At 33.9% G+C, this 18,315-nt stretch carries 15 protein-coding genes; 3 read left to right on the top strand and 12 right to left on the bottom strand.

Annotation, left to right across the window (positions count from 1 at the left end; all coding sequences use genetic code 11):
- Positions 1–293 (top strand): IS3 family transposase (locus tag BLV37_RS09140; RefSeq protein WP_143031498.1); only part of this gene is annotated, 293 nt, incomplete at its 5' end.
- Positions 294–376: 83 nt separating this feature from the next.
- Here the strand turns inward: BLV37_RS09140 and BLV37_RS09135 are convergent.
- Both BLV37_RS09135 and BLV37_RS09130 read right to left on the bottom strand, forming a co-directional pair.
- A complete protein-coding gene (locus BLV37_RS09135) occupies positions 377–1,261 on the bottom strand; it encodes a hypothetical protein (protein ID WP_091730321.1) in 885 nt (294 codons plus the stop codon).
- A 526-nt stretch (positions 1,262–1,787) separates the two neighbouring features.
- Positions 1,788–2,651, bottom strand: a complete 864-nt coding sequence (locus BLV37_RS09130) for a helix-turn-helix transcriptional regulator (protein ID WP_091730318.1) — start codon at positions 2,649–2,651, stop codon at positions 1,788–1,790.
- 301 nt (positions 2,652–2,952) lie between these two features.
- Here BLV37_RS09130 and BLV37_RS09125 point away from each other — a divergent pair, with 301 nt between their 5' ends.
- The gene (locus BLV37_RS09125; protein WP_091730316.1) at positions 2,953–4,467 is read left to right on the top strand and encodes an S-layer homology domain-containing protein; all 1,515 of its coding nucleotides are present in this window, start codon (positions 2,953–2,955) and stop codon (positions 4,465–4,467) included.
- A gap of 73 nt (positions 4,468–4,540) precedes the next feature.
- On the opposite strand, the gene BLV37_RS09120 is transcribed toward BLV37_RS09125, so the two are convergent.
- The 6 genes from BLV37_RS09120 to BLV37_RS09100 all read right to left on the bottom strand — a co-directional run bounded on the left by BLV37_RS09120 (position 4,541) and on the right by BLV37_RS09100 (position 13,179).
- Complete coding sequence (locus BLV37_RS09120; protein ID WP_091730313.1) at positions 4,541–8,119, bottom strand: molybdopterin-dependent oxidoreductase; 3,579 nt, start codon at positions 8,117–8,119, stop codon at positions 4,541–4,543.
- Positions 8,120–8,134: 15 nt separating this feature from the next.
- Positions 8,135–9,889, bottom strand: a complete 1,755-nt coding sequence (gene nuoF / locus BLV37_RS09115; RefSeq protein WP_091730311.1) for an NADH-quinone oxidoreductase subunit NuoF — start codon at positions 9,887–9,889, stop codon at positions 8,135–8,137.
- A 2-nt stretch (positions 9,890–9,891) separates the two neighbouring features.
- Positions 9,892–10,416 (bottom strand): NADH-quinone oxidoreductase subunit NuoE, encoded by a 525-nt coding sequence (gene nuoE, locus BLV37_RS09110; protein WP_091730308.1) that lies wholly within the window; start codon positions 10,414–10,416, stop codon positions 9,892–9,894.
- Between the two features lie 379 nt (positions 10,417–10,795).
- The gene (mgtE, locus tag BLV37_RS09105; protein ID WP_091730305.1) at positions 10,796–12,127 is read right to left on the bottom strand and encodes a magnesium transporter; all 1,332 of its coding nucleotides are present in this window, start codon (positions 12,125–12,127) and stop codon (positions 10,796–10,798) included.
- Positions 12,102–12,245: a hypothetical protein gene (locus BLV37_RS15065; protein ID WP_176967935.1), complete on the bottom strand. Its 144-nt coding sequence runs from the start codon at positions 12,243–12,245 to the stop codon at positions 12,102–12,104. The genes mgtE and BLV37_RS15065 overlap by 26 nt, the downstream gene beginning before the upstream one ends.
- A 94-nt stretch (positions 12,246–12,339) precedes the next feature.
- On the bottom strand, positions 12,340–13,179 hold the full coding sequence (locus BLV37_RS09100) for a metallophosphoesterase (RefSeq protein ID WP_244270511.1): 840 nt from the start codon (positions 13,177–13,179) through the stop codon (positions 12,340–12,342).
- Positions 13,180–13,461: 282 nt separating this feature from the next.
- On the opposite strand from BLV37_RS09100, the gene BLV37_RS09095 reads away from it, so the two are divergent.
- Positions 13,462–13,986 carry a nucleoside-triphosphatase gene (locus BLV37_RS09095; protein WP_091730301.1) on the top strand — a complete coding sequence of 175 codons (525 nt, stop codon included), beginning with the start codon at positions 13,462–13,464 and terminating at the stop codon, positions 13,984–13,986.
- 53 nt (positions 13,987–14,039) lie between these two features.
- Here BLV37_RS09095 and BLV37_RS09090 read toward each other — a convergent pair whose 3' ends face one another.
- From BLV37_RS09090 to BLV37_RS09075, 4 genes are all read right to left on the bottom strand, one after another.
- On the bottom strand, positions 14,040–15,227 hold the full coding sequence (locus BLV37_RS09090; protein ID WP_091730298.1) for an anaerobic nitric oxide reductase flavorubredoxin: 1,188 nt from the start codon (positions 15,225–15,227) through the stop codon (positions 14,040–14,042).
- A 233-nt stretch (positions 15,228–15,460) separates the two neighbouring features.
- Positions 15,461–15,997, bottom strand: coding sequence for a permease (locus BLV37_RS09085; RefSeq protein ID WP_091730295.1), 537 nt, complete (start codon positions 15,995–15,997; stop codon positions 15,461–15,463).
- Positions 15,994–16,473 carry a permease gene (locus BLV37_RS09080; protein WP_091730293.1) on the bottom strand — a complete coding sequence of 160 codons (480 nt, stop codon included), beginning with the start codon at positions 16,471–16,473 and terminating at the stop codon, positions 15,994–15,996. The genes BLV37_RS09085 and BLV37_RS09080 overlap by 4 nt, the downstream gene beginning before the upstream one ends.
- A 212-nt stretch (positions 16,474–16,685) precedes the next feature.
- On the bottom strand, positions 16,686–18,311 hold the full coding sequence (locus BLV37_RS09075) for an amidohydrolase (RefSeq protein ID WP_244270510.1): 1,626 nt from the start codon (positions 18,309–18,311) through the stop codon (positions 16,686–16,688).
- Between the last annotated feature and the right edge of the window lie 4 nt (positions 18,312–18,315).

Genomic DNA, 18,315 nt, shown 5'->3' with positions numbered 1-18,315 from the left:
ATAGCGATAGAGGTTTTCAATATACTAATAATTCCTTTAAAAGTAAGATTAATAAAGCAGGGATGACACAAAGTATGTCTAGAGTTGGTAAATGTATTGATAATGGTCCTATGGAAGGATTTTTTGGGATTTTAAAAGCTGAGATGTTTTATGGAAAAACCTTTAAATCTCTTGAAGATTTAAAAGAAGAAATAATCAAATATATTAAATTCTACAATGAAGAAAGATTTCAAAAAAGATTAGGGTGTATGGCTCCTTTAGAATATAGAAACCACACACCCAAAAGTGCATAAAACTTAATTAAATTAGTTGTCTACTTGACAAGGGTCAGTTCAGACACGGAATTAGGGGGTTTTATCATTTTTAGATTTTATTATTATTTTAATGCTTCTTCTGCTAATCTAAAGAAGTCTGCTACTCCCATAGATACTCCTGCGAAAGCATCTGTCTTCCCATCATCCTTTAACTCAATAGCTGTTGGATCTTGTGTTTCTAGTAAGTGTGCTTCCATAATAGCTGCTTGCTCATGCCATGGCATGCCATCTTGAGTCATTACATATTGTCCATTTATGGATTGAGTAGCTTTATCGTCTCCGCCATCTTTATGAACCGCATTCCATTTAGCTGCTACAATGTAACCATTTACTACTGTTAAATCAACAGTGTTTTTCCATCCGCTTTTCTCAGCAAACTCAGCATCTTCAGCATGGTATGCACCATCTGTATATTTACCTTTTTCTACTGGACCGTTAGCTAAAGCTGCTTCTGCTAATTCAAAGAAGTCTTTAACTTTAATAGATACTCCAGAAACTACATCTACGTGTCCATCATCATCTAAGTATTTAATATCTGTTGGATCTTGTTTTTCAATTAAGTAGTTTTCCATTACTTCAGCTTGTTTATGCCATGGTGTGCCGCCTTCTACCATTACATATTCGCCAGCCTCTGATAATGTGTTTTTATCTTTTCCTGCATCTTTATGTGCACCATTCCAATCAGCTGCAACAATCTTACCATCTTTAACTTCTATTGTAACCATGTACTTCCAGCCAGTTCTTTCGTTGAATTCTTGTTGTGCAAAGTAAATTCCATCTTGATATGCGCCTGCTTCAGCTGGTGCATTATTTCCAGCTGGTGCTTCAGTTTGTGTGTTTGGCTGTTCGTTATTAGCTGGTTGTTCTGTTTTAGAACCACAACCTACTAACAATCCTGCTGCCAATACTAATGATAAACCTATTGTTAAAATTTTATTTCTTTTCATAAATACCCTCCTAAGCTTAATTAATTAGTGTTAACGATTGCCTAACACTAATATAATTCCATGACAAACTTTTGTCAATAACGCAGGAGGGTTTTGGTCATTTAGTAAACCTTTTTGTTATATTGTTCACAACCTTTTCGCTAGAAATGAGTGGTAATAACATAATCGTCTCCCCATTTATAGCTTTCATAATCTATATTAATAAATGGGGCATAGCTTTCAATTTTGCTCTTTATAAGCACTTTAACAGAACCTATTTGATAGATATTATCGTCTTCCTTAGGCTCATCCTGAGCTATGTCAAAGATTATACCTGATCAAGTCTTTTTTTGTGGAAAAATCCTTACGGTTTTCCCGCTAAACTCTTTTTGTAACTGCTCCATTGCTTTATCTGAAATGTCAAAATCCATTTTCTTCACCTCATCATAAGGAAATTATGTTTATTTATTATAATTATTCCCAGAAACAAAGTCATAAAGCTATAGTTGCTATAAAAATATTTGGAAATTTAATAAATAAAATACTCTTAAATTATAGATTTCCTATATTGAGATGGAGAAACTCCTTCTTCTCGCTTAAAAACTGTAGAAAAATGTCCAGAGCTTACAAATCCACACAATCTAGCTATCTCTTCTATGGAAATATGACTATTTCCCAACATTTCCTTAGACTTATTAAGCCTTAGCTCTATTAGATACAGATAGGGTGTTTGTCCTATGTGATTTTTAAATATTCTCTGAAAATGAGAAGGACTTATATAAATAGCCTTGCATATTTCAGATATAGTAATATTGCTACTATAATAATCCTGCATAAATTTTATTGCTTGTTCTATATAGTCATTATCACTTTTGTAAGCTTTCTTGTGTATTATTGATTCCGTACAGGAATCCCTCAATATTTGTGTAGCTATTTGTGTTTCTATGCTTTCAAGCATTATAGAGCAGTTATCCCCATAATTAATAATCTCCTCAACAAATATCTCAATAAAGTTTAATAGCTTGTGGCTATAAACATTATCTATTCTCTTAAATACAGCTTTTTCTTTTCCTGTTATCCCCAAGGAAATTTCTTCAAAAAATGACCTGTTAATATTCATAGCTATATAATTTATTGGCGCTGGGCTGTTAATAGTACCTGGTGTTATCTCTGTTCCTGGTGTCATACAAATAAGGTTTCCTTTTTTAAATTGAAATTTCTCACTATCTATACTTGCAGAAGGTGGAGTAGAATGAAATATTACAAAATGATAGTCTTCTAAAATCATCTTTTTGTCATTCACAAATTTATCTGGAATAAAAACAGCTATATTTCTACCTATAAATGTTCTTGTGTTATTGTGAATGTTTTTAGGAATTTTTTCTATGAAAGCATCAAACTTACTTTTCATTATTCCACCCCCTCATATATTTTTAATATTTGTATTACATGATAAAACTATTTGCTTTTCAATCTGTATAGCTATAAACAAGAATATTTTTCACCTGCTTATAAAATAGCATTTTATTGTAAAAATAATGATATTTTTAAAGAACAAAATGTTAGATTGAAGCTTTAGTATATTATATAATCAATTGTTTTACAGTATTTATAAATTGACTAGGAGGGCAGGAGATAATATACCAAATAAATACTTCATACATATTAATTATATAATACTTAAATAATTTATTAAATAGGAGGTATTGCCAATGCTAAAAAAAATAATAAGCTTTTCTCTTATACTTGCTTTGATTTTATCCTGTGGTATCTATGCTTCAGCAGAAAAACCTGTGCCTAAATCCTTAGATAAGCCTGATTCTCTTACAATAAGGGATGATGATGGGATACTTAGAGCTACATGGACTAATCCTCAAAGTATCATTCAGGCTACAAAAGATGTAACTGATGGTGAATATGAGCAAAATGCAAGCTTATATTATTTATTTGACTGGAAGAAAAATGATGGTAATTGGAATGTTTGTCCATCACCTAATGACCCTAATTTTAATGATATACCACATGGTTATTTTTATATGAACATGCCAAACATAATGATCGATAATAGTGGAACCTCAGAAACATTTTTTGTTACATGGCATTTTGATCCTAATGATATCAGCGGAAGCTTTGATTTAAAAAATAATACCTACTATTTTAGAATGAGGTATGTACTGGAGTCCAATTATAGTGAATTTAATAGTATATATTCACCTTATTCTAGTGAGTTTGCCATTGGTAAAAATGCAAACAGTAACGCACCTACTAAATTAGATCCTCCAACGAATCTTAAAGTTGAAGTTAAAAAAGACAATAATGGGAAGCCATATTTTCAGCTTAATTGGGATATTCCTAATTCTGTAGCTGAAGCTGATAAATTCTTTCCAGTTTATCATGTGATTGATTTTAAAATAGGCAATGGGCAATGGTTGTCCGAAAGACTCTCGTGGGATTGGATGCCTGTAGCTCCTAGTCAGCAACTACAGTCTAGTGATACTCTAGATCCCGTAGAAAAACAGTTAACTGATAAGGTAGTTATAGAAGAAAATGTCTATTATTTTAGAGTTGCATTTGAAGGAGAGCCTACTACTTCTGGTACTAATATTCGTTCTGGTTTTTCAAACATAGCTTCCACAAAAGTACAGGCATATAGTAATGCTTCTAATTGGGCTAAGCCAGAGCTTGACAAGGCTAATGACTATGGCTTAATTCCAGGCATATTAAAGGGTGCAGATATGACAAAGCCTATTACTCGTGAGGAATTTGCTGAGCTTGCTGTAAAGCTTTATGAGAAAACAACAGGTAATGCTGCTCAAGCTACTAGTCCAAATCCTTTCACCGATACAAAAAATACTGAAATCCTAAAGGCTTATAATATAGGGGTAACAGTTGGTACATCTGCTACAACCTTTTCTCCAAAAACTCTTATTAATCGAGAGCAAATGGCTACTATGCTTAGCCGTACAATACGAGCTATGGTTCCAAATGCTGATTTTTCTACTGCTGGAGCTCCTATATTTAATGACGAAAAACACATTTCGGCCTATGCCTTAGAGCATGTTAAATATATGAGTAAAAATGGAATAATATTAGGCTCTAATGGCAATTTTATGCCTAAAGCGGTAACACCAGCACAAGAAGCAGAAGGATATGCTAGGGCTACTAGGGAACAGGCTATAGCCATGAGTGTAAGAACCTTCGAAAAGTATAATTCTAATGGTAATTAAAATTACATTATTTTCAAAAGGGAGGTACGGTTAAAAAACCGTTCCTCCCTTTTTCTACAGCCCATAAATTCTGTTATATTAATTCTTTCTCTTTGAGAAATTCAATGAACACATTTCTCAAATTGTTTGTATTTCTACCTTCTATAAACAATTCACCATCCGATACAACTTGAAGTCTAGCTTTCTTATCTTCAAAGTTAAATCCTTCTGTATAGAGTACATTGCTTCTGTTTACTGGCCAGAAGATTGTGCTTTCATTAGCTATATTAGCCTTTAGATAATCCTTTCTCTCAGTAGTTAACTCTGCAAATATGTCTTTTGGACTACTATAGCCTAAGTCATAACCTAGCACTTTTCCTAGCTCTATTATAACCTTCCAATTTTCATATCCACTCATTGGGATAATAGCTTTGTTTATCCTTTGAATTCTTCTTTCTGAGCTTGTAAAGGTACCTTCTGATTCTGCAAAGCTTACTGCTGGTATTACCACATCTGCCATTTTAGCCGTTTCTGTTAAATGAGTATCTTGTACCATTAAGAAATCAAGTTTCTTTAAATCTACCTGTGGTATATCTTCACCAAATACTAATAATCCTTTTATGTCTCCATTTACTAAAGCTTTTGCTACTTCGTTTGAATCTTTGTCTACGCCCATATCAACTAGACCTTGGCTGTTGTTGTTAAGCTTCATTTGTATAATCCCATTTCTTGGACTTCCTATATGTCCCGAGATTACAGCTATGTTTCCAAGCATTTTTGCCCCATCTTGGCTTAATGTGCTTTGTTCAAATACTATCATAGCCTTTTTAGATTTTCCATAAATCTCTGCAATTTCCCTTGCAGCATCACTTACTTGTATATTTTCTAGATCTGCCTTAAGCTCATTGCAGCCTAAAGCCTTGCTTTCTGATGGAGAGAAGCCTTTTTCAATAAGGGCCTTTGCAATTTCCTTTAGGAAGCTTACGTTATTCTCTGGACAATATTTTCTGTATGCCCATTCATCAGCCTGTGAATCAAAAGGATTGACTACTAATAGCTTTGCTCCACTTTCAACTGCCTTCTTTATTTTTAAACCTACAATAGTATGATGATTCATTATATCTGAACCAACTAATAAAATTGTTTCTGTAGATAATAGTTCATCAAATGTATTTGATGAAGCATCATATCCTAATACGTCCTTTATGCCTTGATTAGCCACATTAAAGCTTGTTATGTTATCTGTTTTCAATACTTCCCTTCCAAGCTTAGACGCTAAATATATCTCTTCGTTTGTGTATCTATCTGAAACTGAAATAGCTAGAGAATTGCTTCCATGAAGCATAGCTAAGCTTTGAGCCTTTTTGGCGGTATAAAGGAATGCTTCTTCCCAGGGTACTTCTTGAAGTTCACCATTTTTCTTAATCATTGGCTTTGTAAGTCTAGTGCCTTTTTGTGCTATATCAAATCCAAAGCGTCCTTTTACGCATAGTAGCCCGTCATCGACTTTGCTTTCTCTCACAGGTATAGCTCTAGTTAGCATGTCGCCCTTAGAGTTTAAGCTTACATTACATCCAACACTACACTGTGAGCATATTGTATGTGTGACCACCGGATCCACTGGTACTGACTTTTCTATTCCTAATCTTTCTCCTAGAGCACCTGTAGGACATACACTTATACATTGTCCGCATGAGATACATCCAGTTTCATTCAGAGGTAAATCTAATGCAGGTTTTACAATAGTGTCAAAGCCTCTTTCTACAAGCCCTAATGCAGTGACCCCCATTACCTCTTCACATACTCTTACACATAGTCCACATAGTATACATTTGTCTGGGTTCCTCATAATAAATGGATGAGTATCCTCTTCTTGACGCTTGTGAACCTCTCCACTTAATCTCTCAGGCTGTACATGGTATTCGTTAGCATAATGAAGTAGCTTACACTCAAACACATCATGGCAGCCACACTCTAGACATCTTTGAGCATCCTTCATTGCAGCTTCTGCATCAAATCCCTTCATTACTTGGTTAAAATTATCTTTCCTTTCTGCTGCTGTAAGATGAGGCATAGGTGACCTATATGCCTTTTCTCTATCCTCAAAATCTTCAGCTGTTAAATCATGTCTTTCTACATAATATGGTTTTTCATAAGGTATCATTTCGCCTTCTAAATAGCTAGATATTACATCAGCTGCCTTTTTTGCATGTCCTATAGCTGCGATGGCTATGCCTGGACCTGCATTAATAGCATCTCCTCCTGCAAATACTCCAGGAATATTAGTTCTAAAGGAATTTTCATCAGCTGAAATAGTTCCTTTTCTAGTTAATTGAATATTTTCAAATCCACTAGGATCTACATATTGTCCTATAGCCCCTATTACTGTATCTACTTCTAAAATTTCTTCTTCGCCTTCTATTGGTATTGGCCTTCTTCTTCCGCTGCTATCTGGTTCCCCAAGCTCCATCTTTTGAAGTCTTATTTTAGTTACCTTCCCATTTTCACCTATAATCTCTATTGGATTTACTAGGAATTTAAATACTACTCCTTCTTCCTCTGCCTCTATTATTTCTATATCCTCAGCAGGCATTTCTTCCTTTGTTCTACGATATATATTATAGACTTCCTTAGCCCCTAGTCTTACTGCTGTTCTACATGCATCCATTGCTGTATTTCCACCACCTACTACAGCAACTCTTTCGCCTAGTAATACTGGCTCATTTGTTACAACTTTACCTAAAAAGTCTATTCCGCCTATTGAGCCTTCTAGGTCTTCTCCAGGGCAATTTAACTTGGTACTCTTCCAGGCACCTATAGATATATATACTGCATCATTTTTTTCTTTAATATGCTCAAAGCTTATATCCTTCCCTACTCTAATACCTGTTAGCATTTTTACGCCCATTTTTTCTATAAGCTGTATTTCTTTATCCAGTATTTCCTTTGGAAGACGATATTCTGGAATTCCATATTTAAGCATACCACCCATTTCAGGCATTGCTTCGTATATAGTTACATCATGACCATCTGCTGCTAAATAATATGCTGCTGAAAGCCCACCAGGTCCTCCACCAATAATCCCAACTCTTTTGCCTGTTTTTGGCTTCATATCTGGCATATATATCTTCGTATCATTTAAATCAATGTCAGCAACAAAAAACTTTAAATTTGCTATTGATATAGGCTCTTCAACTAATTGTCTTCTACAAGCATCCTCACATGGATGAGGACATACCCTGCCGATACTAGCTGGTAGCGGTAGCTGCTCTTTTATTAGCTTTAATGCCTCTTTAAACTCTCCATTTGCTATGAGTCCAACATAGCCTTGACAATCAGTGTTTCCTGGACAAGCTAACATACAAGGTGCTTTACAATCCCCAACGTGGTCAGAAAGTAAAAGCTCCAATGCTATTTTCCTAGAGGATTTAACCTTCTCCGTTTTTGTCTGTATGACCATATTGTTGCTTATTTCTGTTGCACATGCTCTTAATAGCTTAGGTATTCCTTCAACTTCAACTACACAAAGACCACAAGCTCCATAGGTCTTAGTTCTTTCATCGTGGCATAGGGTAGGTATTTCTATGCCATTTTCTCTCGCCACCTCAAGTATTGTCTGACCTTTAAAACCTGTTACTTCTTTACCATTTATATTTAATCTAATCATTGACATTTATTTACCCCCCTTCTAATCTACTAGAACTGCTTCGAAACGGCAAACTTCATAGCATTTACCACATTTTATACATAGCTCATTATTAATTACATGAACCTTTTTAACCTCACCATCTATTGCCCCTACTGGACAGTTTCTCTTACACAATCCACAGCCTATACATTTGTCCTCTAAAATAGAATATGTTAATAGATTTGTACATTGCTTTGCAGGGCATTTCTTATCGTAAATATGCTTTTCATACTCTTCTCTAAAATATCTTAGTGTACTTAAGACAGGATTTGGAGCCGTTTGTCCAAGACCGCATAGTGAACCAGCTTTTATTTCGTGACCTAATTCTTCAAGAAGCTCTATATCTCCATCCTTTCCTTCTCCTTCACATATTCTAGTAAGTATCTCAAGCATTCTCTTTGTACCTATTCTACAATGGATGCACTTACCACAGGATTCTTTACGAGTAAAATCAAGGAAAAATCTTGCCATATCCACCATGCAAGTAGTTTCATCCATTACAACCATGCCACCTGAACCCATTATAGCTCCCGTTTTAGTTATTGAATCATAATCGACTGGAGTATCTAGCAAATGCTCAGGTATACAACCACCAGAAGGCCCCCCCATTTGAACAGCCTTCATGGTTTTACCATCTTTTATTCCTCCACCAATATCAAAAATTATATCTCTAATTGGAGTTCCCATTGGTACCTCCACTAACCCTCCCTTATTTATTTTTCCAGTCAGTGCAAATACCTTTGTGCCTTTGCTATTTTCTGTTCCTATAGCAGCAAAGGCTTGTCCCCCGTTAGCTATAATCCAAGGAACATTAGCAAAGGTTTCAACATTATTTATGTTTGTAGGCTTGTTCCAGTAACCTTTTTGTGCTGGGAAAGGAGGCTTTAATCTTGGCATTCCTCTTTCTCCCTCTAAGGAAGCAATAAGAGCTGTTTCCTCACCACATACAAATGCTCCTGCTCCTGCTTTTATCCTTAAATTAAAATCAAACCTATCTAATCCAAGAATATTGCTTCCTAGATATCCTCTTTTTTCTGCTTCATCTATGGCCTCTTGTAGTCTTATAATAGCTAATGGATATTCAGCCCTTACATAAACTACACCTTCATTTGCCCCTATAGCATAGCCTGCTATTATCATCCCTTCAATTAAGCTGTGTGGATCTCCTTCTAGAATACTTCTATCCATAAATGCTCCTGGGTCTCCCTCATCAGCATTACATACTACATACTTTGGAGTATCTTTACTTCCTAGTGCAGCATTCCATTTAAACCATGTTGGAAAGCCTGCGCCTCCTCTTCCCCTAAGGCCTGATACCTTAATCTCCTCAATTATCCCCTCCGGTCCTAATTCCTTTAAGCATTTTTCTAAGCCTTTGTATCCGCCATTCTGTATATATTCATCTATGCATTCAGGATTTATTATCCCGCAGTTTCTAAGAGCAATTCTCTTCTGGCTGTCTATGCCACTTTTATCGCTTTGGCTTATTATATAATCATCAATTTTATTTTTTTCCTTTATATGCTTTTCTACTATCTCAGGAGCCATTTCAGGAGTTACCTTAACATAAGTTGTTTTAATACCTTCTTCATCTATGACATCTACTATAGGTTCAAGATAACATGTTCCAACGCACCCTGTTAGTGTAAGCTCTGTATCTGTATTTAATAGCTTAAGTGCACTTTCTAAAGCAGCATAGACTTTATTAGCACCAGCGGCTATACCACAGCTACCCTGTCCAACAACTATTTTCATAACTAGGCCTCCTTATTTTCGTTATTTTTAATTTCTTTTAGAATCTCTTTAGCTTTTTTGGGTGTCAATTCTCCATATGTTTCTCCATTTATCATCATTACTGGAGATAAGCTACAGCATCCAAGGCAAGCAACATTGTTAAGAGTAAAAATATTGTCCTCTGTTGTTTCTCCTTCTTTTATGCCAAGCTCTTCATAAATAGCCTCTTCAATGGCCTTTGAACCATTAACATGACATGCAGTTCCTTGGCAAAGCATTATTAGATATTTTCCGACAGGATTTAATCTGAATTGGGTGTAAAATGTAACTACTCCATGAACCTTAGCTGGTTTCACTCCTGTTTCTTTTGCAATATAGTTGAGTACTTCTACAGGTAAATAACCATAAATGTCTTGTGCCTTTTGTAAGATGCTAATTAAACTTCCTCTTGTACCTTTGTACTGCTCAATTGTGGGTTTTAGCTTGTCTAAATCAATGTTTAAAGTGTTTGCCCTATTAAGATCCTTCTCTTTACAACAGCATTGCATTTGTAACACTCCTCTCAGATATATTTATGTTTGTTATTAATTTAATAAAGTCTTTTCAATTAAAATTTATTTTTTGCATAATTACGAATAAATTTTTCCATATTGTTTCTCATATTCTTGCTATTTAGCCATATTTCCCTATTATTTTTGTCCTTTTTAAACACATAATATGATATCATTGTTTATTCTAATAGTAAAGAAACTCTCTAAAGATTCTGTAAACTTTTTTCCAGACTTTGTTATAAATTTAACTCCCTTCATACTAATTTAGCCTTTTTATTTTTATGTTTTGCCATTAATTGTATAGGGGATTACTCCCATATCTCTATGCCTTCCACGAAAAATGAGACTCCCTTACAGATAAAGGGAGTCTCATTTTTTAAAGTCCTAGTAATGTTGTAGCAGCTGAAAAGTATATTAAAAGTGCTAAGGCATCAACTATAGTTGTTATTAGTGGACTAGCCATAATAGCAGGGTCTAGCTTAACTTTTTTTGCAACTATTGGCAATATTCCTCCTACAACTTTGGCTAATATAACAGTAAAAAACAAGCTAATACATATTGCTAAGGATATATATATATCTGTTTTTTCAAGATAATAAATTCGTAAAAAGTTTACAAGGGCTAGGACTATACCTACTACAAGACTGACTCTAAGCTCTTTCCATATAACTTTAAAAACATCCTTTGTTTCTATTTCTCCTAAAGCTAAACCACGTATGATTAATGTGGAGGATTGTGAACCAGCGTTTCCTCCTGTATCCATAAGCATAGGAATGAATGCGGCTAAAACTACAACTGACTGAAGTACTTCATCAAATTTTCTTATAATATTTCCAGTGAATGTAGCAGAAATCATAAGAACTAAAAGCCATACTACTCTGTGCTTAGCTAAAGAGAATACATTTGTCTTTAGATATTCCTCTTCTGATGGAGCCATAGCAGCCATCTTTTGAAAGTCTTCCGTGTTCTCCTGCTCAATAATGTCTACTATATCATCAATAGTGATTATCCCTACAAGTCTATTTTCGTTATCTACTACTGGCATAGAAATAAAGTCGTATTTTCTAAAAGTATCAGCTACATACTCTTGGTCTTCAAGTGTATGAACATATATTACATTTGTATCCATAATATCTTTTATAATAGTATCTTCATCATTTAAAATTAACTGCCTTATTGAAAGTACTCCTTCTAGTCTTCTGTTTTTATCCATAACATAACAGGTGTTTATAGTTTCCTTATCTATGGCAGTCTTCTTAATATGCTCTAGGGCAGCCTTTACTGTCATTTCCTTTTTCAAATCTACATATTCTATGGTCATAATACTACCAGCTGAATTTTCAGGATACTTCAAAAACTGATTTATCAATGCTCTTGTATTTTCATCAGTATGCTTAATTACTTTTTTTACAACATTTGCTGGCAGCTCCTCTAAGAAGTCTATGGTATCATCAAAGAATAATTCGTCAATGATAGTTTTTATCTCTTTGTCAGTTATGGATTCGATAATATACCTTTGCTGCTCTGATGATAAGTAAGAAAACACGTCTGCTGAAATATCCTTAGGTAGAATTCGGAAGATTATAAGCATTTTTTCCTGACTTGTTTCGTCTAATAGCTGTGCTATATCTACTACATTCATATCTTTTAATTGATTTCTTGCTTGAATAAGCTTGTTTTCCTTAATTAGTTCTAAAACCTTTTCCATATTTTATTTCTCCTCCTTCTATAGTAGAGGAGCACATAATCAGTGATAAAAAGGTGCCTTCCTCTACATTATTATTAATTTTTCTTGAAAAACTATTCCCATGCGGGTCTGCATCCATTTTATCACCTCATTCTTCGTTATATTAAACTGCTATAAAACCCTTACTGTTTAAAGGATAATCTTGCTTAAGTCACTAGCTCATATTAAATGAATTACTCTGCTAACAATTCTGTAATTACAATTTCTGGTCTGTTAAAAACACGCTGGGGTATTATACTGTTTCCTAGTCCTCTGCTTATTATAATCATAGTATGGTCAACTATGTGTTTACCAGATGTGTACTTGGGGAAAAAGCCTTGATTAGGCACTACAAATCCCCCTAGAAAAGGAAATCTAAACTGTCCACCATGAGCATGACCACTAAATACTAAATCAAAGCCATCCTCAGCATATATGTGTATCTTTTCAGGCCTATGTGCTAAAAGTATTTTAAAGCCCTGAGCATCTAGTCCTTTTGTAGCTATATCTAAGTACTCTTTTGTTAATCTAGAGCTTTTGTTTTTTTCCAGGGAGTGAGGATCATCAATACCTACTATGAAAATACTCTCCCCATTTATATCCAGCTTTTCCCAACTATTTCTTAAGACTTTCACACCTGTATCAACAAGTTTTTTTTCTAAATCTTCAAAACTACCTGAGCGTATTTCATGATTACCAGTTACATAATATACTGGGGCAATTTTAACTGCTTCTTCAATAAATTTCATAGCTATATATTCATTATATCGTCTACTATCTATTAAGTCACCCGTTATTACTATAATATTAGGATTTTCTTTGTTTATTTGACTTATTAAATACTCCTGTTCTTTACCAAATGACTTGTTATGTAAATCTGATATATGAACAATTTTTAGTCCATGATAATTTTTAGGTAATTTTTGAAAACTAATCTTATGTCTAGTCTTTGAAATCCAATTGTTTTGTAAATAGAAAAATACTAATAATATAAGCACTATAATTATAATGCACACTGATTTAAAATTTGCCACGTTCTTGTTTACAAACATAAAATCTCCTTAGTCTATAAATAAATAATAGTTACACTTGCTATAATACCATAACAAGAGGCTATAATACCAGAAGAATATAATAAAGAATAGTATCAGGCTACTGAAGGAACATTTTTTAAACATTTCCTCAACCCTATCCATACTTAATCTTGTAAAATAACTTTTCATTTTAAGCCTAATATATTGAAGTTATAGGCTAATTGCATTATACTTTTTATATACGACTCCCTTGCCTTAGCCCTAAGAAAGGAATGAATTTTTATGTCCAACTTATTTATAACTGGAGAAATAGGAATAGGAAAAACAACCATAATTAATAAAATTATAGACAAACTTAATTGTTCTGTAGGTGGATATTCAACTGACAGAGAAATTGTTAATGGCAAGAAAATATTCACTGCAAAATCACTACTGGATGATACAGAAAGATGTATCTTTGCGAAAATTCATATGGCTAATGGCCATAAAGAAATTTATGAGGATTCATTTAGATATTGTATTATATCTATATTGGAAAAAAGCTTAAGCAAGGCAGATGTAATAATCCTAGATGAGCTAGGATTTATGGAAGATAATATAATTCAATTTACATCATATGTACACAGTTTGCTTGACAGTGATAGATTTATATTAGGAGTATTAAAGAAGCATGATTGCCAGTTCATTAGCAGCATCAGATCAAGGAAAGATGTACTAGTTGTAGATGTTAATAAGGATAATAGGGACTCCATTTTAGATGAGCTGTTAAGTATGATTAAGTCTTATGGTGTACCTTTTAAAGAATAGCCCTTGTTCTTAATAAGCCCTAACATTTACATGTCAGGGCTTATTAAATAGTATTATAGCTTTAGAGCAAATTCCTTACCAAATTCTATACTTCTTTCTATTGCTTCTGGAGTTGGATTCCACAATTCTTTAATACCTTCATTTACTACTTCGAATTTACCTTCATTAAGCTTATCATTAATTATCTTTACAGACTCTCCACTCCATCCATAGCAGCCAAAAGCGGCAGCCTTTTTGTTTTTAAAGCCTAAGCCTTTTATCATTTCAAGAATACCAGCTGTCCCATGCATTATGCCTTTATTTACAGTAGAAGAACCTACTAAAATAGCCTTTGATTTAAATATTTCTGTAATTAAATCATTCTTGTCAGTTTTAGAAGCATTAAATAGTTTTAAAGTAACCTCCTTATCCACTGACTGTATTCCCTCTGCTATTGCCTCAGCCATTCTTCTTGTTCCATCCCACATAGTATCATATAAAATAGTTATTTGATTCTCTTGATAAGCATTTGCCCATTCTAAGTATTTCTCAACAATTTGAACTGGATTATCTCTCCATATTATACCATGACTAGTACATATCATATTTACTGGAAGGTTAAAGCTAAGAACTTCTTCTATTTTCTTAGTCACTAAAAGGCTAAATGGTGTTAATATATTAGCATAATATTTTATTGCTTCATTGTATAGCTCTGATTGATCTACTAAATCGTTAAACAGATGCTCTGATGCAAAATGCTGTCCAAAAGCATCATTACTAAACAGTATGTTTTCGCCTGTCATATAAACAAACATACTATCTGGCCAATGAAGCATTCTAGCCTCTACAAATATAAGCTTGCTGTCCCCTATATCTAGTTCATCACCAGTTTTTACTTCAACAAAGTTCCAATCCTGATGATAATGTCCCTTAAGTGATTTAATTCCGTTTGCTGTACAATAAATAGGAGTATTTGGTATTTCCTTCATTAGCTCTGGCAAAGCTCCACTATGGTCTATTTCTGCATGGTTTGCGATAATATAGTCAATTTGATTTAAGTCTATTTCCTTCTTTAAGTTATCAATAAATTCTTTTGTAAAGGGTTGCCAAACAGTATCAATGAGTACTGTTTTCTTATCACGAACTAAATACGAATTATAGGATGAGCCTTTGTGAGTTGATAGTTCTTCTCCGTGAAAGCTTCTAAGTTCCCAGTCAATTTTCCCTACCCAAGTTACTTTTTCACTAATTTTTCTCCCCATCTTCTACCTCCTAATATTAATAATCATAATATAAGTTATCCTAAAACTATGCCTTCATCTAGATTACTTGTAATCCAATTATATATTAAGATTTAATTTTAGAACACTTATAATTATTTTAACATATTTTTTATATACCCCAAAAAACAAAAATAATCTAACAAACTCCTATTTACAGAATTTTATTCCTTAAAACTAGGAGTTCCTTAGATTATATTCACAATAACATTTTGTTATTCTAGTAATGCCGCCCTGTTATACATGTCTTCTTTTTCTTTAGAGCTTAGAGTTTTTTCAGTTATTATGGCTATAGCCGCTATTACAGGCAAATTTAAAGCAAACCTTAAAAGCATAAAATTCAATCCCATTGATGAAGCTTCAAATAGAAGCAGTGGGATTTTAGTTGTAGACCAAGAACCTATAAATATGAGTACATTAGATAGCTTGCTGCCTTTTTTAAGCAAGGTTCCAGCTACAGGGAAGGCTGCATATAAGGGTCCTGCTGCTACTGAGCCCAAAAGAAATGAGATAAGTATTCCAGTTATGCCTGAATTGGGCCCCATAAACTTCATCATAGTTTCTTTTTCTACCCACACATCTAGTAAGCCTAATAATATGAAAATTGGTGGTATTATAGAAATCATCTCAATAATATTTTTCTTAGTTATTTCTAGTGACGATTTTCCAATACTAGGATAAATAAATAATATGACAGTATTCACTGCTAGTAATACTAAGAAAAACTTATATCTGCTAATAAGCTTTTTCATGCTAATATCGCCCCCATTATACCTGCGACTACAAAGGATAGAATAAATGCAAGTAAATTTCTTGTAATAGTACCTGCCTTGCCAAAATACTTCATTTCTAGTGGCATAGTTGCAACTCCTACCATCATGAGGGTAGATACAAACACTGCCACTTGAGTTATTCCTGCACCATTATTATACAAGGCTGCTGTTAGTGGAAATGCAACAAAAGCAGGTATTAAGGTAATAGAGCCTATGAGTCCTGCTCCCAGCATACCGATTATTCCTGACCCTGAGCCTAATAGCTTTGATATAGTTTCTGGACTTAAAACTGCAAGCATTATGCCGATTAAAATAAGAATAGCCAAAAATTGAGGTAATATGCTCTCGAAGGATTTCCATGCTTTTTTTAAAGCAATCTTTGTCTTTTTCTTATCCTTTACAAAGGAAAAAACAGTTAAAAAAATTGCTAGTACGTATAAAGCTTTTGTAAACATATTGTCTCCTTTCAAAATTATTTGTGTATTTCTTTATATTATCATCTAAATTTATATTCATATTAATTATACCCCCCATAGGTATAATTGTACCATGGTTATTAATAAAGTCAAGATTATTATATATACATGAAATGGAAAAATCCTTAACCATTCAGGATAAATATAATTTCTAAATAGCTAAGGATACTAAAAGCAATAATTTAATCATCTTATCTTTCGTAAACAATTTCTCCACCTAGAATAGTCATTTCAACTGCTATGTCCTTTATTTTATCTGGAAGGATACTGAATATGTCTTCAGACAATACAACCATGTCTGCAAGCTTTCCCTCTGTAATAGAGCCTTTAATATTTTCTTCAAATGAAGCATAGGCACTTCCCATTGTATAGCCATATAGGGCCTCTTCTACCGTTAAACTTTCCTCTGGTAGCCAGCCCCTCTTTGGAAATCCTTTTAAATCCTTTCTAGTTACTGCACAATATATAGAAGGCATAACATCTAATGGTTCCACAGGACAATCTGTACCTAAAGCTACATGAACACCTCTATCCACCATAGATTTAAATGCATAAGTTTTCCTTGCTCTCTCTACTCCTAATCTGTTCTCCACTATATGCATGTCATAATGAAGGAAAATCGGCTGTATATAGGCAATTGCTTTTAGAGCCTTAAATTTGTTAATTAATTCTTCATCTGTAATTTGGCAATGTACTATGCCATGTCTATGGTCTGGATTTGGTCTCCCTTTTAAGGCTTTTTCTATTGCATTGAAGGCCATATACATTGTCTTGTCGCCTATAGCATGAAGAGCCACCTGCATTCCATTGTCATGAGCCTTTGCTACTAATTCATCTAATTCATCTTGGGTAAATACAAGTATACCTGCAGTAGAAAAATCATCTGTATAAGGCTGACATAACGCAGCAGTCCTAGCCCCTAGAGAACCATCTCCAAGGAGCTTTAATGGGCCTATTTTAAACATTTCGTCTCCGTAACCTGTAGTATATCCTTGCTTTATAAATTCATTAAGCATTTCAGCAGTAGGTAATAAGCATTGTTCATAAACTCTAACTGTTAGTTCTCCTTTTTCCTTCAATTCATTGTATATTTCAATGACTTCCTTAAAACTATAACCAGGGATAGAGCCAAAGTCATCACTTTGCACAGAAGTAAGCCCCTTTGCATTTGCGTATGCCATTGCTCCTTTAATCATTTCCTTTACCTCATAGGGCTCTGGACTTGGTATTGGCTTATATATTAAATCTAGGGCATTTTCTCTAAATATACCTAGGGGATTTCCTGGTTCATCTGTGTCAAAGTATCCTCCTTCTACCTGGTCTGTTTCATTACTTAATCCTGATATTTCAATAGCTTTACTATTGGCAACACAAATATGACCACATGCCCTAGTCAATACTATAGGATGTTCAGTAGATATTTTATCTAAATCATATCTAGTGGGAAATCTATTTTCTCTCTCAAAATAATCATGGTTCCATCCTCTGCCACGTACCCATGAACCCTTTTCTATGGTTTTTGTCTCTATAAACTCCTTAGTTTTTTGGATTATTTCTTCTATTGATTTACAATGGCTTAAGTCTACCATGTTTAAAAAGTACCCAAAGCCTAATAAATGCATATGGCTATCGTTAAAGCCTGGCACTAAAACTCTTCCCTTTAAATCTATAGCTCTTGTATTTTCATCTTTTAAGGATAGTATTTCGGCATTGCTCCCAACTTTATATATTTTATTTCCATTAACTGCAACAGCCTCTGCCTCTGGTATAGATAAATCCATTGTATGAATCTTCCCATTAATTAATATTAAATCCACCCTA

It is taken from the genome of Proteiniborus ethanoligenes (genome assembly GCF_900107485.1).
Lineage (GTDB): Bacteria > Bacillota > Clostridia > Tissierellales > Proteiniboraceae > Proteiniborus > Proteiniborus ethanoligenes.
Note: the sequence above shows the minus strand (reverse complement) of the source record. Positions and strands in the feature narration are given on the sequence as shown.

Coding starts and splice junctions, on each gene's coding strand:
- BLV37_RS09135 (WP_091730321.1), bottom strand. CDS start 1,261: ATGAAAAGAAATAAAATTTTAACAATAGGTTTATCATTAGTATTGGCA.
- BLV37_RS09130 (WP_091730318.1), bottom strand. CDS start 2,651: ATGAAAAGTAAGTTTGATGCTTTCATAGAAAAAATTCCTAAAAACATT.
- BLV37_RS09125 (WP_091730316.1), top strand. CDS start 2,953: ATGCTAAAAAAAATAATAAGCTTTTCTCTTATACTTGCTTTGATTTTA.
- BLV37_RS09120 (WP_091730313.1), bottom strand. CDS start 8,119: ATGTCAATGATTAGATTAAATATAAATGGTAAAGAAGTAACAGGTTTT.
- nuoF (WP_091730311.1), bottom strand. CDS start 9,889: ATGAAAATAGTTGTTGGACAGGGTAGCTGTGGTATAGCCGCTGGTGCT.
- nuoE (WP_091730308.1), bottom strand. CDS start 10,416: ATGCAATGCTGTTGTAAAGAGAAGGATCTTAATAGGGCAAACACTTTA.
- mgtE (WP_091730305.1), bottom strand. CDS start 12,127: ATGGAAAAGGTTTTAGAACTAATTAAGGAAAACAAGCTTATTCAAGCA.
- BLV37_RS15065 (WP_176967935.1), bottom strand. CDS start 12,245: ATGGATGCAGACCCGCATGGGAATAGTTTTTCAAGAAAAATTAATAAT.
- BLV37_RS09095 (WP_091730301.1), top strand. CDS start 13,462: ATGTCCAACTTATTTATAACTGGAGAAATAGGAATAGGAAAAACAACC.
- BLV37_RS09090 (WP_091730298.1), bottom strand. CDS start 15,227: ATGGGGAGAAAAATTAGTGAAAAAGTAACTTGGGTAGGGAAAATTGAC.
- BLV37_RS09085 (WP_091730295.1), bottom strand. CDS start 15,997: ATGAAAAAGCTTATTAGCAGATATAAGTTTTTCTTAGTATTACTAGCA.
- BLV37_RS09080 (WP_091730293.1), bottom strand. CDS start 16,473: ATGTTTACAAAAGCTTTATACGTACTAGCAATTTTTTTAACTGTTTTT.